At 72.6% G+C, this 25727-nt stretch carries 19 protein-coding genes and 2 pseudogenes; 9 read left to right on the forward strand and 12 right to left on the reverse strand.

Annotation, left to right across the window (positions count from 1 at the left end):
- The first annotated feature begins 161 nt into the window (after positions 1–161).
- Positions 162–1469, forward strand: a complete 1308-nt coding sequence (locus tag ACFW6B_RS09465) for an ammonium transporter (protein WP_386593762.1) — start codon at positions 162–164, stop codon at positions 1467–1469.
- The gene (locus ACFW6B_RS09470) at positions 1466–1804 is read left to right on the forward strand and encodes a P-II family nitrogen regulator (RefSeq protein WP_386593764.1); all 339 of its coding nucleotides are present in this window, start codon (positions 1466–1468) and stop codon (positions 1802–1804) included. The genes ACFW6B_RS09465 and ACFW6B_RS09470 overlap by 4 nt, the downstream gene beginning before the upstream one ends.
- Here ACFW6B_RS09470 and ACFW6B_RS09475 read toward each other — a convergent pair.
- From ACFW6B_RS09475 to ACFW6B_RS09490, 4 genes and pseudogenes are all read right to left on the reverse strand, one after another.
- Positions 1701–2723: pseudogene (locus ACFW6B_RS09475) on the reverse strand (WxL protein peptidoglycan domain-containing protein); the annotation flags it as partial. The gene ACFW6B_RS09470 and the pseudogene ACFW6B_RS09475 sit on opposite strands and share 104 nt — an antisense overlap.
- Before the next feature lie 127 nt (positions 2724–2850).
- Positions 2851–4176: a beta-xylosidase gene (locus ACFW6B_RS09480; protein WP_386593766.1), complete on the reverse strand. Its 1326-nt coding sequence runs from the start codon at positions 4174–4176 to the stop codon at positions 2851–2853.
- A 289-nt stretch (positions 4177–4465) separates the two neighbouring features.
- On the reverse strand, positions 4466–4942 hold the full coding sequence (locus tag ACFW6B_RS09485; protein ID WP_386593768.1) for a hypothetical protein: 477 nt from the start codon (positions 4940–4942) through the stop codon (positions 4466–4468).
- 323 nt (positions 4943–5265) lie between these two features.
- Positions 5266–6108, reverse strand: a complete 843-nt coding sequence (locus ACFW6B_RS09490) for a helix-turn-helix transcriptional regulator (RefSeq protein ID WP_386593770.1) — start codon at positions 6106–6108, stop codon at positions 5266–5268.
- Positions 6109–6227: 119 nt separating this feature from the next.
- Here ACFW6B_RS09490 and ACFW6B_RS09495 point away from each other — a divergent pair, with 119 nt between their 5' ends.
- Positions 6228–7106 carry an NAD-dependent epimerase/dehydratase family protein gene (locus tag ACFW6B_RS09495; RefSeq protein WP_386593771.1) on the forward strand — a complete coding sequence of 293 codons (879 nt, stop codon included), beginning with the start codon at positions 6228–6230 and terminating at the stop codon, positions 7104–7106.
- A 66-nt stretch (positions 7107–7172) separates the two neighbouring features.
- Here the strand turns inward: ACFW6B_RS09495 and ACFW6B_RS09500 are convergent, their stop codons facing one another.
- The 3 genes from ACFW6B_RS09500 to ACFW6B_RS09510 form a co-directional block, all read right to left on the reverse strand.
- On the reverse strand, positions 7173–8477 hold the full coding sequence (locus tag ACFW6B_RS09500; RefSeq protein ID WP_386593773.1) for a GH1 family beta-glucosidase: 1305 nt from the start codon (positions 8475–8477) through the stop codon (positions 7173–7175).
- Between the two features lie 98 nt (positions 8478–8575).
- Positions 8576–8842: a protealysin inhibitor emfourin gene (locus ACFW6B_RS09505; protein WP_386593775.1), complete on the reverse strand. Its 267-nt coding sequence runs from the start codon at positions 8840–8842 to the stop codon at positions 8576–8578.
- Between the two features lie 90 nt (positions 8843–8932).
- Positions 8933–10003: a M4 family metallopeptidase gene (locus tag ACFW6B_RS09510; protein WP_386593777.1), complete on the reverse strand. Its 1071-nt coding sequence runs from the start codon at positions 10001–10003 to the stop codon at positions 8933–8935.
- Between the two features lie 319 nt (positions 10004–10322).
- Between ACFW6B_RS09510 and leuA the strand changes: the two genes are divergently transcribed.
- The 6 genes and pseudogenes from leuA to ACFW6B_RS09540 all read left to right on the forward strand — a co-directional run bounded on the left by leuA (position 10323) and on the right by ACFW6B_RS09540 (position 18862).
- A complete protein-coding gene (gene leuA, locus ACFW6B_RS09515; RefSeq protein ID WP_386593779.1) occupies positions 10323–12074 on the forward strand; it encodes a 2-isopropylmalate synthase in 1752 nt (583 codons plus the stop codon).
- Positions 12075–12259: 185 nt separating this feature from the next.
- Positions 12260–12955, forward strand: coding sequence for a TerB family tellurite resistance protein (locus ACFW6B_RS09520; RefSeq protein ID WP_386593781.1), 696 nt, complete (start codon positions 12260–12262; stop codon positions 12953–12955).
- Between the two features lie 166 nt (positions 12956–13121).
- On the forward strand, positions 13122–15203 hold the full coding sequence (locus tag ACFW6B_RS09525) for an MMPL family transporter (RefSeq protein ID WP_386593784.1): 2082 nt from the start codon (positions 13122–13124) through the stop codon (positions 15201–15203).
- Positions 15204–15293: 90 nt separating this feature from the next.
- A pseudogene (locus tag ACFW6B_RS09530) lies at positions 15294–16469 on the forward strand (sensor histidine kinase); the annotation flags it as partial.
- Between the two features lie 296 nt (positions 16470–16765).
- Positions 16766–17443 carry a response regulator gene (locus ACFW6B_RS09535; RefSeq protein ID WP_386593786.1) on the forward strand — a complete coding sequence of 226 codons (678 nt, stop codon included), beginning with the start codon at positions 16766–16768 and terminating at the stop codon, positions 17441–17443.
- Positions 17444–17650: 207 nt separating this feature from the next.
- The gene (locus ACFW6B_RS09540) at positions 17651–18862 is read left to right on the forward strand and encodes an exo-alpha-sialidase (RefSeq protein ID WP_386593788.1); all 1212 of its coding nucleotides are present in this window, start codon (positions 17651–17653) and stop codon (positions 18860–18862) included.
- An 18-nt stretch (positions 18863–18880) separates the two neighbouring features.
- On the opposite strand, the gene ACFW6B_RS09545 is transcribed toward ACFW6B_RS09540, so the two are convergent.
- From ACFW6B_RS09545 to ACFW6B_RS09565, 5 genes are read right to left on the reverse strand one after another with little or no spacing between them, the layout of a single operon-like run.
- A complete protein-coding gene (locus tag ACFW6B_RS09545) occupies positions 18881–19816 on the reverse strand; it encodes a dihydrodipicolinate synthase family protein (protein WP_386593790.1) in 936 nt (311 codons plus the stop codon).
- Positions 19813–20883 (reverse strand): oligopeptide/dipeptide ABC transporter ATP-binding protein, encoded by a 1071-nt coding sequence (locus tag ACFW6B_RS09550; protein WP_386593792.1) that lies wholly within the window; start codon positions 20881–20883, stop codon positions 19813–19815. The genes ACFW6B_RS09545 and ACFW6B_RS09550 overlap by 4 nt, the downstream gene beginning before the upstream one ends.
- Positions 20880–22856, reverse strand: coding sequence for a dipeptide/oligopeptide/nickel ABC transporter permease/ATP-binding protein (locus tag ACFW6B_RS09555; protein WP_386593794.1), 1977 nt, complete (start codon positions 22854–22856; stop codon positions 20880–20882). Before ACFW6B_RS09555 ends, ACFW6B_RS09550 begins: the two co-directional genes overlap by 4 nt.
- On the reverse strand, positions 22856–23815 hold the full coding sequence (locus tag ACFW6B_RS09560) for an ABC transporter permease (RefSeq protein WP_386593797.1): 960 nt from the start codon (positions 23813–23815) through the stop codon (positions 22856–22858). Before ACFW6B_RS09560 ends, ACFW6B_RS09555 begins: the two co-directional genes overlap by 1 nt.
- Positions 23816–23834: 19 nt before the next feature.
- Entirely contained in the window at positions 23835–25463 is a 1629-nt protein-coding gene (locus tag ACFW6B_RS09565; protein ID WP_386593799.1) for an ABC transporter substrate-binding protein, read from the reverse strand.
- Positions 25464–25727: the final 264 nt, after the last annotated feature.

Raw genomic sequence — 25727 nt, forward strand, 5'->3', positions numbered from 1 at the left:
GGGACGTTCCGGGGTCATGGGCCGCTCTCCTCCCCGGTGAGGAATCGGAAATCACGGCGCAATGAAACATGTCGGAAACGCGGGCGTGCGCAACCGGAAACCCGCGCCCACGACGCTCTGACGACACCCCCACCTCGTGCCCCCACTCCGTTGGAGAGACCGTGACCCTGGCCGCTTCCCGGATCGACACCGGTGACACCGCCTGGCTGCTCGCCGCCACCGCGCTCGTCCTCCTGATGACCCCCGGCCTCGCCCTGTTCTACGGGGGCATGGTCCGCGCGAAGAGCGTGCTCAACATGCTGATGATGAGCTTCGTGTCGATCGCGCTGGTCACGGTGGTGTGGCTGACGGCCGGGTACTCCCTCGCGTTCGGCCCGGACGCGTTCGGCGGGCTCGTCGGCGGTCTGGAGCACGCCGGGATGGCCGGGCTCGGGCCGGACAGCGTGCAGGGGTCCGTCCCCACCCTGCTCTTCGCCACCTTCCAGCTCACCTTCGCGATCATCACCGCCGCGCTGATCAGCGGGGCGGTCGCCGACCGGACGAAGTTCGGGGCCTGGCTCGTGTTCGTGCCCGTCTGGACCCTGCTCGTATACGTTCCCGTCGCGCACTGGGTGTGGGGCCCGGGCGGCTGGATCCACGACGGCCTCGGCGCGCTCGACTTCGCGGGCGGCATGCCGGTCGAGATCGCCTCGGGCGCCTCCGGGCTCGCGCTGTGCCTGGTGCTCGGACCGAGGCTCGGCTTCAAGAAGGACGCCATGCGGCCGCACAACCTCCCCATGGTCGTGCTCGGCGCCGGTCTCCTGTGGTTCGGCTGGTTCGGCTTCAACGCCGGGTCCGCCCTCGGCGCGAACGGTCTGGCCGCCGCGGCCTTCCTCAACACCCTCGCCGCCGGCTGCACGGGCCTGCTCGGCTGGCTCCTCGTCGAGCAGCGCCGCGACGGCCATCCGACGACCCTGGGCGCGGCCTCGGGCGCGGTCGCCGGTCTGGTGGCCATCACCCCCTCGTGCGGGGTGGTGTCCCTGCTGGGCGCGCTCGCCGTCGGGCTCGCCGCGGGCGTCGTCTGCTCGTACGCCGTGGGCTGGAAGTTCAGGCTGAACTACGACGACTCCCTCGACGTCGTCGGCGTCCATCTGGTCGGCGGGATCATCGGCACGCTGCTCATCGGCGTCTTCGCCGTCCACACGATGACCGGCGGCGCCGAGGGGCTGCTGTACGGCGGAGGGCTCGGGCAGCTCGGCCGGCAGCTCGTCGGTGTCCTGGCCGTCGGGGCGTACGCGTTCGGTGCCACGTACGGCATCGGCACCGTGATCGACCGGTTCATGGGGCTGCGCGCGGACGAGGAGCAGGAGCGGACCGGCCTGGACCTTACGGTGCACGCCGAGAGCGCCTACGATCACGGGGTCCTGGGCCACGGCGCCCCGGTGTCGTCGTCCCTTCCCACCGCGCAGAAGGCCAAGCCCCAGGCATGAAACTCATCACCGCGATCGTCAAGCCCTACCGTCTCGACGAGGTCAAGTCCGCCCTCCGGGAGCTCGGCGTGCACGGGATGACCGTCACCGAGGCCAGCGGGTACGGGCGTCAGCGCGGGCACACCGAGGTCTACCGCGGCGCCGAGTACCAGGTCGACCTGGTCCCCAAGGCCCGCATCGAGGTCGTCGTCGGGGACGGCGAGGCCGACGCGGTCATCGACGCGGTGGTGAAGGCCGCGCGGACCGGAAAGATCGGAGACGGAAAGGTGTGGTCCGTACCCGTGGAGACGGTCGTACGGGTGCGGACGGGCGAACGCGGGCCCGACGCGCTCTGACCGCCCAGACGGCAGCGGCGGACGCGACGACGGCCAGCACGGCCGCGAGCCACGGCAGTGCGAGGAACGACACGCTCGCCGACTCCCGGGTCCCCGGCGCGCTGGCCGTCAGCGTCACGTCGCCCCAGTCGGCCTGCGGCGCCCCGTGCCAGGGCGCGGTGAGCCTGACCCGCTGGCCCGGAAGCAGTTCCGAGGGGATGCCCGCGAGCTCGCGGGACAGCAGCGTGCGCCCGAAGAGCCCCTCGGCCCTCAGCCGCACCTTCGGGTTCAGCGTCACGTTGCCCGTGTTGTGGAGGGTGTACGAGACGGTGGCCGTGCTCGGTCCGGTGCCGGGGACCAGCGGCCGGTGGTGGGCGAGACGCACCTTCTCCACGGCGAGGGCGGGGACCGTGGGCCCGCCGACCCGCAGGTAGACCCGGGCGGCGACGGCCCGGCGCACCCCGACCGACAGGGAGCCCGAGCCCGTCTCGATCCGTTCGTCGAGCGCCACCAGCGCGCCCGGATGGTCGCCGGGCTCGGCCCCCTCGGGGACGTGGAGCGTGAAGGGCACGGTCACCCGGCCGTGCGCGGGCACGGTGACCCGGGAGCGGCCGGGCTCGGCCCAGACCCCCACCCCGCGCTGCTTCTCCGACGGGGTGCGGACGGCGAAACCGCCGTCACGGGCGGTGTTGTAGGCGTCGGCCGCGTACAGCCGGAACGTCAGCGGGCCGTCGGTCTTGTTGGTGACGGTGACCTCGTCCCGGAGGATCTGGCCGGGGTCGGCGGAGAGGTAGAAGTAGGGCCGCTCGGCGATGCGCGAGGAGACGGGGTAGACCGACCAGCTCCCGTTGTCGGCCGCGTGCGCGGGTGTGGCCGTCAGGGCCACGAGGGCGGGCAGGACCAGGAACACGCTCAGGAGGAGGGCGTACGGCTTGCGCATGGGTGCGGACCCCCGCGGACGGCATCGGCGGACTGGCGGCTGTCGTCGTGCGTGAGCGCCCCTGCGTGGACGGGCGGGTGCGCGCCCGGCCACCGGGGTGCGGACGACCGGTCGGACGGCGGACCGGTCAGCTGAGCGTCAGCGTGAGCACACCGGAGTAGGACCCTGGAGGCGTGAACCCCGGTACGTTCAGCGACAGTCCGGCGTCGACGGTGAACTCACCACCGGTGAGGGTCCCGTTGGGGGTGGACGCCAGGGTCGCTCCCGAGGTGCCGACCGTGCCGGACGAGCCGGCCCGGCAGGTGCTCGGGCTGCCGGCCTTGGTCGCGCAGGCCGGGGTCCAGCTCAGGGCACCGGCGTCGATCTTCGCGCCGGGGCCGGTGAAGTCGGTGACCTTGCCGGTCAGGGACCAGCCCGCGGGCCCGCCGCGGAAGTCCTTGACCGTCACCGTCTTCAGGGCGCCCGTGGAGGCGCCGCCCGTGCCGTAGTCGACGGCCGACAGCGCGACGGCGTCCCCGGCCTGGGTCATCGACAGGGTTCCCGCCCTCACCGTGGTGGTGAGCTTCTGGCTGCCGTCGGGGACGGGGGTGTCGTCGACGACGACGTACGCGGCGGGGCCCGCTCCGGTGTCCGGGTCCCAGCTTCCTCCCTCGTAGGCGACCACGCCGGTCGTCGTCCTGTCGTTGACGACGAGCGAGCCGCTGACGGAGCCCTGGGCGTTCGCGGTCACGGTCGCCGTGTCGGCGGTCTGGGTGGCCCCGGACCGTCCGGCGAGGGTGACGCTCGCGCCCGGGGTGAAGCCGCTGCCGGTGACGGTCACGCTGTCACCGGGGTTCCCGGAGGCCGAACCGAGCTGGATGGCCCGGGTGTTGGTCTGTCCGCCGGTCGCGGTGACCGTCTCCGACACCGGGGCGGGCGGGTTGGTGACCGTGCACGGGGTGTCCAGCTCCATGATGTAGCTGGTGTGGATGTTGTAGTCGCCGGGCGAGAGCGTGATCGCGCCGGGCGCGGTCACGGTGAACGTGCCGGTCATGCTGAACGACGGGAAGGCGCCCTTGGCGGGCACCGGGTCGTTCTTCCTGGGACCGGCGACGGTGACGCTGCCGGTCTGCGCCCCGCCCAGGGCGACCTTGCCGGTGGGCGTCATGATGTCGGCCGGCAGCGCCAGGTCGACCGGGTTGCTCGCGGCGGGAGTGACCACCGTGTAGGTCACGGTGACCGTGTCGCCGACCTTCGGACTCGCCTTGTCCACCGTGATCTTCGCGGTGGTGGTGCCGTCGATCGGCGGGAGGCCCGCGATCGCCGGCGGGATGCAGTGCGTGGGGAAGTCCACGTTCGTGGGTGCGGCTCCGGCCGGAGCGGCCAGCGCACCTCCCACGGTGAGCGCGAGTACGGCCGCCCCGAGCAGTGCCGCGCTACGGCGTCTTCGGGTTGTCGGACCCGTGGTTGACATGGGTGTTGCCCCCCTCCTGAGGGATGCGGGCGCAGCGGCTCTTCTGCGCCGCCAGGGGGACATTGATGTGCCGGCCGTGCGAGAAGTCAATGGAGACCCGGCGCACTGACTGATGGGCCATCAGTTTCTGTCATGGTCACCGGCCCGGCGCGTGGACGCCAAAGTCGCCGCCGGGCGCGGAGGGTGCGGGGGCTGTCGCGGGAGCCGGGCCGGTGTCGCTGCGCGCGGGCGGCACCGGCCCTCTTCACGTCGTGGCGCGGTGGATCAGCGGATCAGCGGACCGGCGGGATCAGTCGAAGACGAACGGGCCCGGGGACTGCGGCGCGTTCGCCGTACAGGTGATCGTGATGCCGAAGATGGTCATCTTCAGGGAGCCGCCGTAGAACTCCAGGCTGTCGCCGGAGGCGACGGTGCCGTCGAGGGGACCTACGGACACTCCGCTGCCGATGGCCATCGCGGGGTTCTTCTTGCCGCTGAAGACGGTGCTCCCGCCGCTCGCGTTCACCAGGGAGAGCGTCGAGGTGACCGAGTTCGCGGCGATGGGGATGGGCGCCGTGATGGCGGTGGAGCTGAGGGTGATGGTCGCGGCCGTGCCGTTCTGGGTGGCCGTGAGGGTGGCGGCGCCACCGCCGCCGATGGTGCAGGTCGCGTTGATGGTGGCCGTCTGGGGAGTGACGGCCGCGGCGGCCGGCGCGAAGGCCAGACCGGTCGCCGCGAGGGTGCCGGCGGCCAACGCCGAGACCGTCGCGAGTCGCTTGCCTCTCATCGATATCCCTTCCCTTGTGGGGAATTGCCATGTGGGGATGGTCGGGACGGAGCCGTCGGCCCTGGGCCGGGCACACGGGCTCCTCACCTCTGTGCCGGTGAGGGTGCGGGGAGACGTGTACGCGGACCGTCCGCGTGTGGGGTGCGGGACGCCGTGCGGAGGCGTGACCTACGGTCCGTCGGAATGTGCGGCTCCCATTGAGGCGCGGGTGCCTCGCGATTGCAAGGGACAGAGAGCCCTTTCCTCCGGCGGTCATGAAAAGTGGCCGAAGTCGGCCCCTGGCCCGGAAGGCCGCCGCCGACCCGGCTCCCGGACCCGGAGGCTCACCGTCGGCCGTCGGAGGGGGCGAGGTCCTGCAGGCCCACCACGCGCAGCAGCCGCAGCCGCTCGTGGGACTCGGTGCCGGGGCGCGCCGTGTGGACGACGAGGAGCTGGTTGTCGCCGGAGCCGATCAGGATCTCGCAGTCGAGTTCCAGCAGGCCGACCGTGGGATGCAGGAACCGCTTCGTCGCGGAGCGCCGCACGGCGACCTCGTGGGACTCCCAGAGGTCCGCGAACTCCCGGCTGGTGGAGCGGAGTTCGGCCACCAGAGCGGCGGGGGCCGGGTCCTCGGGGCGGGCCGCGGTGACCGCGCGCAGGTTGGCGACGTGGGAGCGGGCGTGCCCGGGGCGGTCCTCGGGCGGGAAGAGGGCGCGGGAGGCGGGGTCGGTGAAGAACCGGCGCACGAGATTGCGCCCGGGTCCGGCCTCGCCCGTCAGCGCCGCCGACATCGCGTTCTGCGCGAGCAGTTCGCCGTAGTCGGTCACGACGTGGGCGGGCGCGTCGTACAGCCGGTCGAGGACCAGCAGCAGCCCGGGGCGGACGTGCGGCGAGGCGGCCGCGGCGCGCGGCGGCTGTTCGCCGGCCAGGTGGAACAGGTGGTCCCGCTCGTCGCCGGTGAGCCGCAGCGCCCGCGCCAGCGCGCCGAGCATCTGGCGCGAGGGGTGCGGTCCGCGCGACTGTTCGAGCCGGGTGTAGTAGTCCACGGACATGCCCGCGAGCGCCGCCACCTCCTCACGGCGCAGCCCGGGGGTGCGGCGGCGGGAACCGGCCGCGAGTCCCACGTCGGAGGGCTCCAGCCGGGCGCGGCCGCGGCGGAGGAAGTCGGCGAGTTCGGTTCGGTCCACCTCTCCAGGGTGACGCGGGCCGCCGGTCTCATCCAGGGACCGCCGGTCCCCGGATCAGGAGGTCTCTCCCGCCCCGCCCGGCGCGGGGGGACGGTGGGGGCCGACGAGAGGAGCAGATCATGCTGACACTGGTGACCGGGACCACCGGCGAGGTCGGACGTCGCTTCGTACCCCGCCTTCTGCAGCAGGCGCCCCCGGGTGACCGGGTGAGGGTCCTGGTCCGCGACGAGTCCCGGGCGGCGGCCCTGTCCGGCCTCACCGGCCCGGCCGGCCTCGGGCCGGAGATCGCCGTCGGGGACCTGCGCGACGCCGAGGTGCTGGGCAAGGCCCTCGCGGGCGTCGACGCGGTGGTGAACGTCGCGGCCGCCTTCCGCGGCGTTCCGGACGACGAGGCCTGGGCGGTCAACCGCGACGCCGCCCTGGAGCTGGGCCGCGCCGCCGTCTCCGCGGGGGTGCGCAGGTTCGTGCAGGTCAGCACCAACCTGGTGTACGGGACGGGCCGGGGGCGCCCGCTCACCGAGGACGACCCGAGCGTGCCCGGCGGTGAGATGTGGGGCGCCTATCCCGCCTCCAAGGCGGAGGCGGAGCGCGGCCTGCTCGCCCTGGAGGGCGGCATGGACGTCCGGATCGGCCGCCTCTCCTTCGTGTACGGGGAGGGCGACCCGCATCTCGCCGCGTCGATGAGGTGGGCCGCGCACTGGGCCGCGGGACAGCGGCTCCAGATGGTCCACCACGCGGACGTGGCCCAGGGCCTGCTCCGCCTGCTGTACGCGCCCGGCGTGGGCGGCACCCCGGTCTACAACATCGCCGACGACGCCCCCGTCACCACCGTCGACCTGCACCGGATCAACGGCGTCGAGGTACCGCCCGCGCTGTACGAGCGCCCCGACCCCGACCCCTGGCACGGCATCGTGTCGACCGACCGCATCCGCCGCGACCTGGGCTTCCGCCCGGTGTACCCGTCCCTGTGGACGGCCCGCGACGCCGGCGCCCTGTGACCGGGCCGGCGGCCTTCCCCCGCGGCCGCGGCGGCCGTCCGGGGAGGGTCGCCGGCCCGGCCGGGGTCACCTCTGCGCCCGCAGGGCGTCCCGCAGCCAGGTGTACGAGGCCTTCGGGGTCCGCTCCTGGGTCTCGTGGTCGACGTGCACGAGGCCGAAGCGGCGCGCGTACCCCTCCGCCCACTCGAAGTTGTCCATCAACGACCAGACGAAGTAGCCGCGTACGTCGACGCCCTGGTCCAACGCCCGGTGCAGCGCGCGGACATGACCGTCCAGGAAGGCGATCCGCTCCTGGTCGTCGATGCCGTCGTAGCTGCAGCCGTTCTCGGTGATGACGACGGGCGGGAGCCGGTCGCCGTAGCGCTCGTGGAAGCCGGTGAGCAGCTCGGTCAGCGCCTCGGGCACCACCGGCCAGCCGAAGTCGGTGACCGGGTACCCCTCCAGTTCCTTGACGGTGAAGGGCAGTTCGGCGGGCAGGGTGAGTCCGCCGAACTCGATCTCGGCTCCCTCGGGGGCGCCCACCTTCGTCGGCTGGTAGTAGTTGATCCCGTACCAGTCGACCGGCTCGCCGATGACCTTCAGGTCCGACTCGACGTCGCCGGGCATCAGTTCGGCGATGCCGTCGGGGTAGCGGCCCAGCAGGACGGGGTCGGCGAAGAGCCGGTTGAGCAGGAGGTCGTAGAAGTCGGCCGCCTCCACGTCCTCGGTACGGTCCGAGGCCGCCCAGGTCGGCCCGTGCGAGTTGGCGATCCCGATGTCGCCCGCCCCGGCCGCGCGCAGGGCCCGTACGGCCAGGCCGTGGGCGAGGAGCTGGTGGTGGGCCACCGGCAGGGCGTCGAACAGGAGCCGCCTGCCGGGGGCGTGCGCGCCGAGCGCGTGCCCCAGCAGGGTGTGTTCGGCGGGTTCGTTGAGGGTGATCCACTTCTTGACGCGGTCGCCGAGGCGGCCGGCGACGACCGAGGCGTACTCCGCGAACCGCTCGGCGGTGTCCCGGTCCGTCCAGTCCAGCTCCGCCGGCAGGTCCCAGTGGAAGAGGGTCGGCACGGGCCGTACGCCGGCCGCGCACAGCGCGTCGACCAGACGGTCGTAGAAGTCCAGGCCGCCGGGGGAGTTCACCCGGGGCCAGGAGACGGAGAAGCGGTACGCGTCCACGCCGAGGCCGGCGAGGAGCGCCACGTCCTCGGGGTAGCGGTGGACGTGGTCGCAGGCCACCGCGGCCGTGGAGCCGTCCTTGACGCGTCCGGGTTCGGCGGTGAAGGCGTCCCACACCGAGGGGCCGCGTTCGTCCGCGGCCCCCTCGATCTGATGGGCCGAGGTGGACACGCCCCAGAGGAAGCCGGAGGGGAACTGGGGGAGGGGATTCGTCGCCATGCGCGATCATCCGTACCCGCGGTAACGGAAGTCAACGGTTCGGCGTGAACCCGCGGCCGCCCGTGCCCCGCCGCGTCCTCCCCCCGGGGTTCCCCCCTCTACACCCCCTCCTTCAGGACCCGGGAGACCAGCTCGCGCTGGGCCTCCGTGAGGTACGGGTCGGCGGCGTGGACCGTTCTGCCGTCCACGGTGATCTCGTAGTGGAAGCCGTCCGGGACGCCGGCCGGGGGCGTGTCCCGGCCGGCGGTGAGCGCGCGTTCGGCGAGGGCGTGCCACTCGCAGGCGTCGGACCGTGCCGAGGTGTCCACCTCGGCACGGCGCTCGATGCCCGCGAATCCGCCCGTGCGCCGTACCTCGATACGCATGGGGTCCTGTCCGGTACGAGTCGGGTGCCGGAGGCCTGGTGCCTCCGGGCTGCGGGTCGGGTACCCCGGGATCCCCCGGCGGATCCCGGGTTATGCGGAGGTGACTCCGACCTCTTCCCACGCCTTCGACACGGCCTGCAGTTCCTCGCCCTCGGCGTACCGGGTCCGCGCGGCGGCGAGCGTGAGCCGGGCGAAGTCCGAGAAGAGGGCCTGCTGCGGCAGCTCCCCGCCGGTCAGCACGTCGTACCAGATCTGTCCGGCCCGCTCCCACGCGTGACCGCCGAGGGCCTGGGCGACGAGGTAGAAGGCGTGGTTGGGGATGCCGGAGTTGATGTGGACGCCGCCGTTGTCCCGGCCGGTGCGGACGTAGCCGTCCATCGTCGCGGGCTGCGGGTCCCTGCCGAGCACGTCGTCGTCGTACGCGGTGCCCGGTGCCTTCATGGAGCGCAGGGCGGTGCCGGTGACCCGCGGGGCGAGCAGCCCGGCGCCGATCAGCCAGTCGGCCTCGGCGGCGGTCTGGCCGAGCGTGTACTGCTTGATCAGCGAGCCGAAGACGTCCGACATGGACTCGTTCAGGGCGCCCGGCTGGCCGAAGTAGGTGAGGTTCGCCGTGTACTGCGTGACACCGTGGGTCAGTTCGTGGCCGATGACGTCGACCGGGATGGTGAAGTCGAGGAAGATCTCGCCGTCGCCGTCGCCGAACACCATCTGCTCGCCGTTCCAGAAGGCGTTGTTGTAGTTCGTGTCGAAGTGCACGGTCGCGTCGAGCGGGATGCCCTCGCCGTTGATCGAGGTGCGCTGAAAGGCGTTCAGATAGAGCTCGAAGGTCGCGCCGAGACCGGCGTACGCGCGGTTGACGGTGGCGTCCTTGCCCGGCTTGTCGCCCTCGCCGCGGACCTTCCTGCCGGGGAGGTCCTGGCGGTGGCGGGCGTCGTAGATCGTGCGGTGCGGCGTGCGCTCGGCGGCCTCCGCGGGCGCGGCGACGGCGGGCGCGCCGAGGACGGTGGTCAGCCGGCGGTGGGTGCGCTCGTACGCGTCGCGCTCCAGGGTCTGGCGCGCGGGACCGGAGAGCGCGGGGTCCTCGTGCCGGGCCATCTTGTCGAGGACGTGGGGCGGAACGATGGTGCAGTGGACGGGCTCGAAGCCCCCGTTGGTCGTCATGCCCGGCACCCTTGCACTGAGTGACGTACATGTCACTACGCGCAACCATGATTGGTGAAATGGGGAGCAAGGAGCCGGAGATTCCGGCCGGAAGTGGTATAGCGCACTTTTTGTCTCTTTTGGGGCTTGCGATCCCGCATACTGATACAGCCCTCCGTACGAAGCGCGACTCCGCTAGGCTGCGGAGCATCATGCGTTTCGGGCTGCTTCTTCTTAGCTGCCGCGGCGAGGGCCTGTAGTCGAGGCCGACCCCCTCCCCGCGGAGTCTGGCGTTGCGCCGTCGGCCGTCCTTTCGGACATCCTGAGGAGCCTACGCATCATGGCGGACAGCCAGATCAGCCAGCACCCCCGCACCAACCGTCAGCGTCCCACGTCGATGCCGGTCCACAAGTACGGCCGGTACGACCAGGTCGACATCCCCGACCGGACCTGGCCGGACAACCGGATCACCGTCGCCCCCCGCTGGCTCTCCACGGACCTGCGCGACGGCAACCAGGCACTGATCGACCCCATGTCGCCCGCGCGCAAGCGCGAGATGTTCGACCTGCTGGTCAAGATGGGCTACAAGGAGATCGAGGTCGGCTTCCCGGCGTCGGGCCAGACGGACTTCGACTTCGTCCGCTCGATCATCGAGGACGAGACCGCGATCCCGGACGACGTGACGATCTCCGTACTGACCCAGGCCCGCGAGGACCTGATCGAACGGACCGTCGAGTCACTGAAGGGCGCCAGGCGCGCCAACGTCCACCTGTACAACGCCACCGCCCCGGTCTTCCGCCGCGTCGTCTTCCGCGGCTCCAGGGACGACATCAAGCAGATCGCCGTCGACGGCACGCGTCTGGTCGTGGAGTACGCGGAGAAACTGCTGGGCCCCGAGACCGAGTTCGGGTACCAGTACAGCCCCGAGATCTTCACCGACACCGAGCTGGACTTCGCCCTGGAGGTCTGCGAGGCGGTCATGGACGTCTGGCAGCCCGGCCCGGGCCGCGAGATCATCCTCAACCTGCCCGCCACCGTGGAGCGTTCGACGCCGTCCACGCACGCGGACCGCTTCGAGTGGATGCACCGCAACCTGTCCCGCCGCGAGTACGTCTGCCTGTCGATCCACCCGCACAACGACCGCGGCACCGCCGTCGCCGCCGCCGAGCTGGCGCTGATGGCCGGCGCCGACCGCGTCGAGGGCTGCCTGTTCGGCCAGGGCGAGCGCACCGGCAACGTCGACCTGGTCACCCTCGGCATGAACCTGTTCTCGCAGGGCGTCGACCCGCAGGTCGACTTCTCCGACATCGACGAGATCCGCCGTACGTGGGAGTACTGCAACCAGATGGAGGTCCACGCGCGCCACCCGTACGTGGGCGACCTGGTCTACACGTCCTTCTCCGGCTCCCACCAGGACGCCATCAAGAAGGGCTTCGACGCCATGGAGGCCGAGGCCGCCGCGAAGGGCGTCACCGTCGACGACATCGAGTGGGCCGTCCCGTACCTGCCCATCGACCCCAAGGACGTCGGCCGCTCCTACGAGGCCGTCATCCGGGTCAACTCGCAGTCGGGCAAGGGCGGCATCGCGTACGTCCTGAAGAACGACCACAAGCTGGACCTGCCGCGCCGGATGCAGATCGAGTTCTCGAGGATCATCCAGGCGAAGACCGACGCCGAGGGCGGCGAGGTCACGCCGAAGGACATCTGGGCGACCTTCCAGGACGAGTACCTGCCCAACCCCGGCAACGCGTGGGGCCGCATCCAGGTCAGGACCGGCCAGTCCACCACGGACAAGGACGGCGTCGACACCCTGACCGTCGAGGCCACCGTCGACGGCGCCGACACCGTCCTGAGCGGCAGCGGCAACGGACCGATCTCCGCCTTCTTCGACGCCCTGCAGTCCGTCGGCATCGACGTGCGCCTGCTCGACTACCAGGAGCACACGATGAGCGAGGGGGCCTCCGCGCAGGCCGCCTCCTACATCGAGTGCGCGATCGGCGACAAGGTCCTGTGGGGAATCGGCATCGACGCGAACACGACACGCGCCTCGCTGAAGGCCGTCGTCTCCGCCGTCAACCGCGCCGCCCGCTGACCTCGTCCACCTGCTTCTTTCCGGCCCCGTCCGCCTTTCGAGGCGGGCGGGGCCCGGTCGTGTCCCGGCCAATCCGTGTGCGGGTCACGGGCGGGTCTCGTCCCAGGTACTGACGACACCTCGACAATGTGGCTAACATCACGCCAGCGCGGCGATGTTGCCGTGGCGTTACGGAGGTGTGCGACGTGCTGCCAGGATGGGGACGAAACGGTCGTGCAGTTCAGGTTTCCCGCATCCTGGGCACCCGTACGGCGTGGAGCACCGTCGGCGACGGGGAGTTCTTCTGCCCGGGCTGCGGAGGCGACCGTAACTACCAGCGGCTGACCGGCCGACGCCGCTTCACCCTTCTGGGTGTTCCCGTCCTCCCGCGCGGCGAGACGGGACCCGTCGTCGAATGCGCGGCCTGCCGCAGCCACTACGGCACCGACGTCCTCGACCACCCCACCACCACCCGCTTCTCCGCGATGCTCCGCGACGCCGTCCACACCGTCGCCCTCGCGGTCCTCGCGGCGGGCGGCGGCTGCGCCCGCCCGTCCCTGGAGACCGCCGCCGCGACCGTCCGCTCGGCCGGCTTCGACGACTGCACCGAGGACCAGCTGAACGCCCTCGTCGAGGCCCTCGCCGCCGACACCGGCCGCTTCTTCGGCGAGCCCTGCGGAGCGAGCCTCGCCATAGAGCTCCACGAGGCCCTGGACCCGCTGGCCCCGCACCTCGCCGCGCCGGGCCGCGAGGTGATCCTCCTCCAGGGTGCCCGCATCGCCCTCGCCGACGGCCCCTACACCCCCGCCGAACGGGACGTCCTCGCCACCGTGGGCGCGGCCCTGACGATCTGCTCCGACGACGTGACCCGCCTCCTGGCCACCGCCCGCACCCCCTCGTAGCGCCCCGGACGCCCACCGCCCCGGTACTCCCCGGGGAGTACCGGCCGCCGTGGCACACCCGGGGCAGTAGGACCCGGCTCGCTCCCGCGGGCGACGAAAGGGGCCCTTGGGCCCGGAAGTCTGGAACCCGGAAACCAGACATCCGGACCGAAGGGAGGCCCTGTCCATGGGGGCCGGAGAGACAAGTACGCGATCGCGGCGGCGGGCCGTGCCGTGGGCGGTGCTCGCGCTGTGGATCGGACTGCTGGCCGTCGTCGGCCCGTTCGCCGCGAAGCTGTCCGACGTGCAGCACGACCGTGCCGTCGACTATCTGCCGTCGAGCGCCGACTCCACACAGGTCGCGAAGATCGAGGACCAACTGCCCGGCGGCGAGACCACCGAGCTGGTGCTCGTCTACCACCGCGACGGAGGGCTCCGGCAGGCCGACCGGGACACCGCGGCCCGCCAGGTCGCCGCGATCACCCGGGCGAACCCGCTCACCGAAACCCCCAGGGCCGTGCCGTCCTCCGACGGCACCACCCTGATGTACCCCCTCGCCAGCAACGCGCCCGGCACCGACGAGGAGAAGCGCGACGCGTTCGTGAACGACGTCCGCGACGTGGCCCGGGACACGGACGGGATGAGCGTCGTCGTCGGCGGACCCGGCGCCCTGGCCACCGACGCGGGCGAGGTCTACGACTCGCTCGGCGGACCGCTGCTCTACACCACCGTCGCCGTCGTCGCCGTCCTGCTGATCCTCATCTACCGCAGCCCGCTGCTGTGGCTCGTACCGCTCGCCGTCGCGGGCGTCGCCGACTATCTGTCGATGGGCGTCGCCTACGGACTGAACCAGGCGTTCGGCACCAGCGTCTCCGGCCAGAGCTCGGGTGTGATGACGATCCTCGTCTTCGGCGCCGGAACCGACTACGCCCTGCTGGTCATCTCCCGCTACCGCGAGGAACTGCGGCGCGTGGAGCGGCCCTACGACGCCATGAAGGAGGCCCTGCGCGGCTGCGGGCCCGCCGTGCTCGCCTCCTCCGGGACCGTCGCGGCCGGACTGCTCTGCCTGCTCGCCGCCGACCTCAACAGCAGCCGCGGCATGGGCCCGACCGGCACCGTCGGCGTGCTCTGCGCCCTCGTCGCCATGCTGACCCTGCTGCCCGCCGTGCTCGTCCTGCTCGGGCGGCGGGTGTTCTGGCCGCTCGTCCCGGCCTACGGCAGCGAGCCGCGGCAGCGGCGGAGCCTGTTCGCCGCCATGGGGTCCTCGGCCGGCCGCAGGCCGCTCGTCGTCCTGGCGAGCGGAGCCGCCCTGCTCGGAGCGCTCGCCCTCGGCACCCTGAACCTGCCGGGAGCGCTCAAGCAGGAGGACTCCTTCGTCCACCGGCCCGACTCGGTCACCGCCATGGAGACCCTCGCCCGCGCCTACCCGGGGCAGGGCACCCAGCCGATCACCGTGATCACCCCCACCGGACGCGCGGACGCCACGCTCTCCGCCGTGCGCGGGAACACCGGGGTCGCGAGCGCCGAACGCGGACGCGGCGGCGGAGGCTGGACCGAGATCTCCGTCATCGCGCGCGGCGCCCCGCAGTCGGCCGCCGAGACCGCCACGATCAAGGCCCTGCGGGCCGACCTCGACGGATCGTACGTCGGCGGCCCGAGCGCCGAGCAGCTCGACCTCCAGGACACCAACGCCCGCGACCGGCTCGTCGTCGTCCCGATCGTGCTCGTCTCGGTGCTGCTGATCCTGATCCTGCTGCTGCGCTCGCTCGTGGCACCGCTGCTGCTCGTCGCCGCCGTCGTCGCGGTGTGGGGCGCGTCCCTCGGCATCGGCGGCCTCGTCTTCGGCCCGCTGTTCGGGTTCGAGGGGACCGACCCCGGCCTCGGCCTGCTGTCCTTCGTCTTCCTGGTCGCCCTCGGCGTCGACTACGGGATCTTCCTCATGCACCGGATGCGCGAGGAGTCCCTCTCCGGCGCCGAACCGGCCGCCGCCGCGCTCACCGCCCTGCGCACCACCGGAGGCGTGATCGCCTCGGCCGGGCTCGTCCTCGCGGCCACCTTCGCGGTCCTCATGAACATGGGGCTCCTCCAGCTCGTCGAGCTCGGCTTCGTCATCTCGGTCGGAGTGCTGCTCGACACCTTCCTCGTCCGTACGTACCTGGTGACCAGCGCGAGCGTGGCACTGGGCCGGAAGGTGTGGTGGCCGGGCGGCCTCTCCCGCGAGCCGGACACCGAGGAGGCCGGACGGCAGGACCCCGTCCCCGTCGGCTGACCCGTACCCGCCGGACAACGGACACCGGGCGCCCCCGCCTCCCACGGGGGCGCCCCCCTCACGGAAGATGAAGCGGTGGACGTCAAACGCATGCTGCACCTCATGGGCTTCGGACACCGGGGCACCACCGACCCGGCGCGGGTCCTGCGCCAGGACGCGCTGCTCGCGGGCGTGCTGCTGATCCTCGACACCGCCGTGGCGCTCATCGTGCCGATGGACGGCCGGCGGTTGGACGCGCTCGGCTGGACCCTGCTGGTCGCCACCCACCTTCCTGTGGTCTTCCGGCGACGTGCCCCGCTCGCCGCGTTCCTCGGGCTCGTCGCCTGCGTCGCCCCGTACCACGCACTCGACTTCGACCACAATCCGCCGCTGCTCGTCTCGATGACCGCGCTGTTCACCGTCGCCGTCACAGGGAGCCCGCTGCGCTCCCTGATCGTCGGCGGCGGTGTCATCGGCATCATGCTCACGGTCAAGTTCGAGAAGGGCGCCGCCGAGGGCACCGAGGCGCTGCGCATCACCGGCTGGATCGTCGCGTTCATCGTGCTCGGCGTGTACGCCCGGGTGCACGGGCAGTACCTCGCCTCGGTCGTCGAACGCGCCGAGCGCGCCGAGCGCACCCGCGAGGAGGAGGCCCGCCGCAGGGTCGCCGAGGAGCGGCTGCGCATCGCCCGGGACCTGCACGACCTGCTCGCCCACAGCATCACCCTGATCGGGGTGCAGACCTCCGTCGCCGCGCACGTCCTGGCCGCCGACCCCGAACGCCTGGACCGCACGGCCGTCGCCGAGGCGCTCGACGACATCTCCGAGACCTGCCGGAGCGCGCGCGGCGAACTGCGGAGCACGCTGGAGGTGCTGCGCGACACCGAGCACGGCGGCGGCGACACCCGGGGCCCGCTGCCCGGCCTCGACGGCGTGGCCGATCTGGTGGCGGCGGCCCGTTCGGCGGGTACGGACGTGGAGGCGTCGTCCGTGCCGGCGGCCGAGAGTGTTCCCAGCGCGGTGGGCGCCGCCGCCTACCGCATCGTCCAGGAGGCGCTGACCAACGCGGTACGGCACGCCGGCCCCGGGGCGCGTGTCCGCGTGGAGCTGGACACGGACGGCTGGGTGCTGCGCGTGAGGGTCACGGACGACGGCGCCGGGGACACGGGCGGGCCGCCCGGCTTCGGCCTGGTGGGGATGCGGGAGCGGGCCCGCAGCGTGGGCGGCACCGTGGAGACCGGGACGCGCGAGGAGGGCGGGTTCGCGGTGTTGGCCGTCCTGCCCCTGCGCACGGCGGTACCGGACCAGCGGCCGGAGCCCGGCCCGCGGACGGAGCCCGATCGGCCGCCGGTGCCGGAGCGGCGGACGGAGCCTGACCCGCGGACACCGGCGGACGGTCCGGGCCCGTCCGGGGCAGCGGCTCCCTACGGAACGCCGGGCCCGTCCGGAGCGCCGGAGGCTTCCCGGCCCGTACGGGATCCCGGGACCGGGCGCGACAGCGACCCCGCGCGGGAACCCGGGGCCGTACCCGCTCCCGGCACCGCTCCCGTGGCCGTGGCCGAGCAGGGAGAGGACGGGCCGCGATGACCATCCGCGTGGTCCTCGCCGACGACCAGAACCTCGTACGGGCCGCGTTCGCCATGCTCGTGGAGTCGGCGCGGGACATGGAGGTGGTCGGGCAGGCGGCCACCGGACGGGAGGCCGTCGAGCTGGCCCGCACGGGGTGCGCCGACCTCGTCGTGATGGACATCCGCATGCCCGACCTGGACGGCATCGAGGCGACCCGGCTCATCGCCGCCGACGAGAACCTCGCCGGGGTCCGCGTGCTCGTGCTCACCACGTACGACACCGACGAGCACATCGTGGAGGCGCTGCGCGCGGGCGCCTCCGGCTTCCTGGTGAAGGACACCCGGCCCGCCGAACTCCTCGACGCGATCCGCACGGTGGCCGCCGGGGACGCGCTGCTCTCGCCGGGCCCCACCGCCCGCCTGGTCGCCCGCTTCCTGCGCGCCCCCGCCGTTCCCGCGCTCGCCGTGGGCGGCCCCGAGGGGCTGTCCGAGCGCGAGCGCGAGGTGCTCACCCTGGTCGCGCGCGGCCTCAACAACACCGAGATCGCGGCGGCGTTGGGGCTCAGTCCGCTCACCGCGAAGACCCATGTCAGCCGCATCATGGGCAAGCTGGGCGCCCGCGACCGGACCCAGCTCGTCATCGTGGCGTACGAGTCGGGCCTGGTGACCCCGGGAGACGTGGGCCGGGCCTGACCCGGCGGCGGCCGAGAGCCGGGACCCGGGCCCGGGCCGCGGCGGCCCCGGGCGCGGCCGGAACGGCTGACGCCCGGTCAACACGCCGTGACGGCACGGACATTGCCGCGGCACCCCGGGCGCATTAGGTTCACCAGGACGTCCCACGTCCCATGTCGTCCCGTGCCCGACGCGGTCGCCCCGTGTCCGACGCAGCCAGGGAGTGTCATGACCAGCATGAGCCGCACGCTCGCGTTCGCCGCCGCCACCGGACTCCTCACCGCGCTCGTCGCCACCGGCCACGCCGCCTCGGCCGCGCCCCGGGGCGGCGGGGACTGCGCCTCCTCCGTCCCGTACACATCGGGCCAGGACGGCTACGACACCTACCGCATCCCGGCGACCGTCACGACCGGGGCGGGCACGCTGCTCGCCTTCGCCGAGGGGCGGCGCAGCGGGGCGGGCGACACCGGGAACATCGACGTCGTCCTCAAGCGCTCCTTCGACGGCGGCTGCACCTGGAGTCCGGTGCGGGTCGTCGCCTCCGGGGACGGCGACACCCGCGGCAACCCGGCGCCGGTGGTGGACCCGAGGACCGGGCGGATCGTCCTGCTCACGTCCTACAACAGCGGTGCGGTGACCGAGGCGCAGATCATGCGCGGCGAGGTCACGGCGGAGCGGAGCCGACGCGTCTTCGTCCAGACCAGCCGCGACGACGGGCGGCACTTCACCGCCCCGCGGGACATCACGGACCAGGTGAAGCGGCCGGACTGGCGCTGGTACGCCACCGGGCCCGGCCACGCGATCGCGCTGCGCCACGGACCGCACGCGGGGCGCCTGGTCGTGCCCGCCAACCACTCCGCCGCCCCGCCCGCCGGCTCCGCGGACACCGGCCAGGAGGCCAGGTACTACGGGGCGCACGCCCTCTACAGCGACGACGGCGGGCGCACCTGGCGGCTCGGCTTCGTCGACGACTCCTACGACGGCACCGACAACGCCAACGAGAGTTCGGTGGCCGAACTCCCCGACGGCAGGCTCTACTTCACCTCCCGCGACCAGAACGGCACGAGCACGGGCAACCGCCTCGACTCCTACTCCAGCGACGGCGCCGAGACCCTGGACCGCCCCTTCGCCGTCCAGCCGTCCCTGAACGACGTCCCCGTCGTCCAGGGCAGCGTCCTCCAGCTCACCGGCCGCTCCGCCCCGCTCCTCTTCTCGGGCCCGTCCGTCCCCACCGCCCGGCAGTCCATGGCCGTCTGGCGCAGCACGACCGCGGGCGCGGACTTCACGAGGGCGGCCACGCTGTCCACGCGGCGGGCCGCCTACTCGGACCTCGTCCAGCTCGGCGCCTTCCGGGTCGGCGTCCTCTACGAGACCGGCGACGCGGGCCCGTACGAGACCATCGAGTTCCGGCGGCTGCCGCTGAGCGGGCCGCTCGGGTAGTTCAGCCGCCCGGGCGGCTCAGAGCAGCCCCGCCGAGGCCAGGTACTTCCCGACCCGTTCGACCTCGTCCTGCGACAGCGGCACCTGGGGTTCCGCCGTCGCGGGGCAGTCGATGACGCCCCGCAGGTGCAGCGCGGCCTTGAAGGCGCCGAGCGCCGAGGAACTGCCGCCCATCCGGGCCGGGTCGCCGACGCCCACCACGCCGAACAGCTCGCACAGCCGCTCCTGCTCCGCCCGCGCCCGCCGCTGGTCGCCCGCCGCGCACAGCTCGTACAGCCGCACGTAGCCCACCGGGTCGACGTTGGCGAGGCCGGGGACCACGCCGTCCGCCCCGAGGGCCAGCGCCGAGTCGACGACCACCTCGGAGCCGGTGAGCGCGCTGAAGCCGCCGGCGCCGGGGCGCCCGCGGACGCCGGTGACGACCGCCCGGAAGCCGCCGAGGTCGCCGCTGGAGTCCTTCAGGCCCGCCAGGACACCGTCGGAGGCCAGTTCGAGGACCAGTTCGGGGCTCAGCTTGGTGTGGACGGAGGCCGGCAGGTCGTACGCGAACAGGGGGAGCGGGGCGCGGGCGGCGATCGTACGGAAGTGCCGGTCGATCTCGGCGGGATGGGTGCGCGTGTAGAAGGGGGCCGTGACGACGATCGCGTCCGCGCCCGCGGCACGGGCGGCGCGCGCGTGGTCCAGGACGCGGGGCGTGGTCATGTCGATCGCGCCGGCCAGGACGGGGAGCCCGCCGGCGACGTGCGCCACCGTCGTCTCCACCACGAGCCTGCGCTGGGCGTCCGTCAGATAGGCCACCTCGGACGTCGAGCCGAGGACGAACAGGCCGTGCACCCCTGCGTCCACCAGATGGTCGATCAGCCGGGTGAGCGACGGGACGTCCACCTCGCGGTCCGGTGTCAGGGGCGTGCAGACGGGCGGTACGACACCGGTCAGCGGGGCGGGGAAGGTCATGAGGGCTCCCGGATGTGCTGCTGGAACGGAACGTCGGCCACGGCGGCGGACTCGGCCTGCGCGACGAGGGTGCGCGTCGCCCGGCCCTCCTCGACAGGATGGTGGCACCGGAAGCGGTGGCCGGGCGCCGACGCGGCCGTGAACTCCGGCATCCGGGTCGCGCACCGCGCGTCCGCCTTCCAGCAGCGGGTGCGGAACGGGCAGCCGCTCGGCGGGCGCGTCGCCGAGGGGACGGGCCCGGTCAGCGGGATCGGTTCGACGGGGTCCAGCAGGCCCGGGGTCGCCGAGAACAGCGCCCGGGTGTACGGGTGACGGGAGCCCTCGGTGACCTCGCCGGCCGGGGACTCCTCGACGATCCGGCCCAGGTACATCGTGACCACCCGGTCGCTCATCCGGCGCACCGTCTGGATGTCGTGGGACACGAACACCAGTGCCAGACCGAGGCGTTCCTTCAGATCCAGCAGGAGGTTGAGGATCTGCGCGCGCACCGACACGTCCAGCGCGCTCGTCGGCTCGTCGGCCACCACGAGACCGGGGTCCAGGGCCAGGGCGCGGGCGATCGCCACCCGCTGGCGCTGGCCGCCGGAGAGCTGGCCCGGCAACGCGTCCGCGAGCGCCCGGGGCAGCCCGACCAGGGACATCAACTCGTCCACCCGGTCGGCCCGTTCGGCCGCGCCGCCGCGCCGGTGCACGTCCAGCGGGTCGCGCAGGATCCGGCGCACGGGCATCCGGCGGTTCAGGGCCGTCGAGGGGTCCTGGAAGATCATGCCCGTGCCGGCGCCGACGGCCGTGCGCCGCTCGTCCGGCCCCAGGGACCACAGGTCACGGCCGCCGAAGGCCACCGTGCCCGAGGTCGGCCGCTGCACTCCCACCAGCACCTTCGCCAGGGTCGACTTCCCGCAGCCCGACTCGCCGACGACGCCGATCGTCTCGCCGGGCGCGACCACGAGATCGGCGCCCGTCAGCGCGTACACCCGGTCCCGGGTGAACACACCGCCGCTGCGCGCCTTGTGGACGACGTGCACGTCGGTGAGCCGGACGAGCGCCTGTGCCGGGGACGTGCTCATTTCACGGCCTCGCTCTCCGTGGTCACCAGGTCGACGGCCGGGTGGTGGCAGGCCGCCGTGTGCGTGGGGGTGCCGATCAGGTCCGGCGCCGTCGTCCGGCACGTCCCGTCCGCCGTCGGACAGCGGTCGGCGAACCGGCAGCCGGCCGGGAAGTCGGCGGGGGAGGGGACGACCCCCCTGATCTGCGTCATGCGCTCGGCCGCCGACTCCAGCGACAGGACGCTGCCCAGCAGCCCGCGCGTGTAGTGGTGGGCCGGGAACTCCACCAGGTCCGCCGTCACCCCCGTCTCGACGATCTGCCCGCCGTACATCACGACCACCCGGTCGGTGACCGCCGAGACCAGCGCCAGGTCGTGCGAGACGAGGACCAGGGCGAAGTCCAGCTCCGCCCGCAGCCGCAGCAGCAGCTCCATGACCTGCGCCTGGACCGTGACGTCCAGGGCCGTCGTCGGCTCGTCCGCGACGATCAGCGCGGGCTCGCGGGACAGCGCCATCGCGATCAGCACGCGCTGGCGCTGGCCCCCGGAGAGCTCGTGGGGGTAACTGCGCAGGGTCCGCTCGGGGTCGAGGCCGACCAGGGCCAGGAGCTCGGCCGCCGTGCGCCTGCCGCCCCGCCGTACCACCTGCCCCAGCTGCGCCCTGATCGTCATCGCCGGGTTCAGGGAGGACAGCGCGTCCTGGTAGACCATTGCCATCTCGTGGCCGAGCAGCCGGCGCCGTACCCGCATCGGCTCGCCGAGCAGCTGCCGTCCGTGGAACCGGACCTGGCCGCGCACCCGGGCGCCCTTCGGTTCCAGGCCCATCACCGTCAGGGCCGTCAGCGACTTCCCGCAGCCCGACTCGCCCACCAGGCCGAGTACTTCACCCGGGTACACCTCGAAGCCGATGCCGTCGACGATGTCGACACCGCCGTGCCGGTCGTCGAAGCCGATGGCCAGGCGCTCGACGGAGAGAACGGGCTGCCCGCCCGTGACGGGCGGCCGGGCCCGCGCGCGCAGCCGGGCCGCGGCCCCGGCGAGGCCGGGCAGTTCGACGACCGTGCCGCCGCCCGGCTCCGGGGCTTCGAGCCGGTCCTCGGCGGGCGGCACGGACACCGCGCGGGCGGCCGGCGCGGCCCATGCGTCGGAGACGCCCTCGGAGAGGACGTTCAGCGACAGCACGGTGAGAAGCATCAGCAGTCCGGGGAAGACGGTGGCCCACCAGCCGCCCGTCAGCACCATGTTCTTGCCGTCGGCGATGACACTGCCCCAGGACGGGTCCGGGGGCCGCACACCGGCGCCGATGAAGGACAGCGACGCCTCGAACACGATCGCCTCGGCGACCTGCACGGTGCAGAACACCAGGACCGGGGCCGCGCAGTTGACGGCCACGTGCCGGAGCACGATGTGCGGGGTGCGGGCGCCGATCACCCGCTCGGCGGTGACGTAGTCCTCGCCGTACTGGGAGAGGACGTTCGCCCGGACGACCCGGGCGACGGGCGGGGTGAACAGGAACGCGATCGCGCAGATCAGGACGGTGATGCCGCCGCCGAACACGGCGACGAGCACGGCGGCGAGCGCGATGCCGGGGAACGCCATCACCACGTCCAGGGCGCGCATCAGCGTCTCGTCGACCGCCCCCCGCGAGGTCGCGGCGACCGCGCCGATCAGCGCTCCCACGACCAGGGCGAGGGCGGTGGCGCCGAGCCCGATGGCCAGGGACCAGCGCGCCCCGTACATCAGCCGGCTGAGGATGTCCCGGCCGAGGCTGTCCTGCCCCATCCAGTGGTCCGCCGACGGATGCCCGGTGCCGTCCGCCTGGGGCTGCTGGTCGAGCGGGTCGTGCGGCGCGAGCAGCGGGGCGAACACCGCCGTCACCAGGACCACGGCCAGGAAGCAGACCGCGATCCGCGACAGCGGCGGCAGCCTGTGCCAGCCGCGCAGCCGGACGCCGGGCCGGGCGAGGGCACCCGCGAGATCCTTCCGCGTGAACATCAGGCCGCTTCCCTCAGTCGTGGGTTGACCAGCAGGTACAGGATGTCGATGGCGAGGTTCACGACCACGAAGCCGACGGCCGTGGTCAGGACGACGCCCTGCACGACGGCGGGGTCGCCGTTCTGCACGGCGTCGATCATCAGCTTGCCCATGCCGGGCAGCGAGAAGATCGTCTCGATGACGACCGCCCCGCCGAGCAGATAGCCCACGCGCAGGCCCAGCACGGTGAGCGGGTTCATCAGGGCGTTGCGCAGGACGTTGCGGCCGACGACCACCCGGGGCGGCAGCCCGCTGCCGATCGCGGTGCGGACGTAGTCCTTGTCGAGCTCCTCGACCACGGAGGTGCGCACGGTCCGGGTGAGCTGGGCGGCGACCGGCAGGGAGAGCGCGAGCGCCGGCAGCGCCATGGTCTTCAGCCAGCCGGACAGCGAGTCGGCCGGGTTGACGTAGCCGCCGGTCGGGAACCAGCCCCGGTCGACGGCGAGGTACTGGATCATCAGCAGCGCCAGCCAGAAGCCCGGTGCGGCGACCCCGGTCAGGGACACCACCCGGATGATCTGGTCGGGCAGCCGGTCGCGGTGGATCGCGGCCGTGACCCCGCCGATCAGCGCCAGCACCACCGCGATGCCGAGCCCCAGGAAGGTGAGCTGGAGCGTGAGCGGCAGCGCGGTGGTGACCTGCTCGACGACCGGCGCCCGGGTCAGCGCGCTGGTGCCCATGTCGCCGTGCGCCAGGTCCCCCACGAAGTGGACGTAGCGCACGGGCAGCGGATCGAGCAGCCCGTTCTCCTCCCTGAAGTCGTGCAGCTGCTCGGGGGTCGGGTTGGCTCCCTGGAAGAACGCGGACGCCGGATCGACGTCCGAGAACCTCATCACCAGGAACACGAACAGGACGATCCCGAGCATCAGCGGCACGAGCAGCGCGATACGGCGCAGCAGGATCCTGACGACGGTGACCACGTACGGACTCCTCTGTCGCCTAGGCCCACTTGGCCTGGAGCAGGTTGATGCCCGGATAGGGCTGCGGCCTTATCCCCGCGAGGCGGCGCGGGTTCCAGGCCGTCATCAGCTCGTTGTGCACGACCGGGTAGAGCACGGCCTGTTCGGCGACGACGTCGATGTAGTCCTGGATCATCGCCTTCTTCTTGTCGGCGTCCGGTTCCCGCGTCGCCCGGTCCATGTCCTTGAAGAGCTGCCTGGCGACCGGGTCGCCGGCCCAGCGGGCGTAGCCCATCCACAGGTTCTGGGGGCCGTAGTTGTAGTGCATGATCAGGTCGGCGTCGAGGCCGAACTGGTTGGGGTTCGAGGCGGCGGCGACGACCTGGTAGTCCTGCTTCTGGTCCATCTTGGTGAACACGGCCGTGGTCTCCTGCGGGGCGAGCGTCGTCTCCACGCCGATCGCGTCCCAGGAGGCCTTGACGGTCGGCAGGCAGTCGACGATCCAGCTCACGTTCACCGACATGATCTCGATCTTCAGCTTCTCGACCCCGGCCGCCTTCAGGAGCTTCTTCGCCTTCTCCGGGTCGTAGGCGTAGACGGTCTTCGCGGGCCGGTAGGAGGGGTTGGCCTCGTTGAGGAAGGAACTCGACGGCTTCCCGTGGCCCTTGAGCGCAACCTCGACCATCTTGCCGGTGTCGATGGCGTAGTGCAGGGCCTGACGGACGCGCACGTCGTCGAACGGCTTGCGCGCCGTGTTGAACATCAGGAACAGGTTGTTCATGCCCGCCCCGCCCTGGACGGTCATGCCGCCCTCGCGGAGCCGCGCGATGTTGGCGTACGGGACGTTGTCGGCGATCTGGGCCCCGGCGCTCGCCCCGGAGATCTTCGCGACGCGGGGCGCGGCGTCCACTATGGTCAGCCAGTTCATCTTCTTGAAGGCGGCCCTGCGCGGACCGTTGTAGGCGGCGAACGCCTCGAACGTCGTGTTGGACTTCGGGTGGTGCGCGGTCTGCCGGTAGGGCCCCGAACCGATCGCCTTGCCCTTGATCGCGTCGTCCCAGGCACCCAGCTGCGAGAAGACGTGCTTCGGCATGATCTTCGCCAGGGTGAGCCGGGAGATCCCCTCGGGGAAGGGGAACCTGAGGACCAGCTCGACGTTCCGCGCGTCGAGCTTGCGCACTTCCTTCAGCCAGGGGGCGAAGAAGCCCTTGGCGAGGGTCTGGGTCTTCGGGTCGAGGATCCGGTCGAAGACGAAGACCACGTCGTCGGCGGTGACCGGCTTCCCGTCGTGGAACGTGGCTCCCGCCCGCAGCGTGAACTTCCAGGACGTGCCGGTGAGGTCGGCCGGCACCCGGGTGGCGAGCGCCGCGTAGGGCTCGCGGGAGATCGGGTCGGTGTCGAGCAGGCCCTCGTAGATGTGGTTGTTGGCCGCCATGCAGAAGGCGGAAGCGGTCTGCGTCGGGTCCCAGCTCCCGTCGTTCCCGTAGCCGATCACGGCCGTCAGCGTGGCGTTCCGTCCGCTGCCCGGACCGCCGGTGTCGTTCGTCGACTCCGGTCCGGACGAGCAGGCGCCGAGCGTCGAGGAGAGGGCGGCGGCCGCGCCCAGGGCCCCGGTGTACTTCAGGAACGACCGGCGGTGCGGCGCCGGAGCGGGGTTCACGTCGCGCACGGTTCCTCCAGCAAGGAGTGGTCCAGTTGAACGGTCCGGTGGGGCGGTCGAGCGGTCGGTACGGCCGCCCCGGGACACAGGAGATACGACGTCCTACGTCATGGGGGGGCAGCGCGACCATAGGAAAGGGCGCGGAGGGGGTCAAGGGCCCGCACACGAATGGCGTATCTTCCACAGGCGCGACCAATGGCGGTATGAAACAGGGGTAGTTGGCCGAGACTTGGCGTTTGATCAGCCCGGAGGTGGGACGTCCGATGTCCAGCG

Origin of the sequence: Streptomyces sp. NPDC058751 (assembly GCF_042746485.1) — a bacterium.
Classification (GTDB): Bacteria; Actinomycetota; Actinomycetes; order Streptomycetales; family Streptomycetaceae; genus Streptomyces.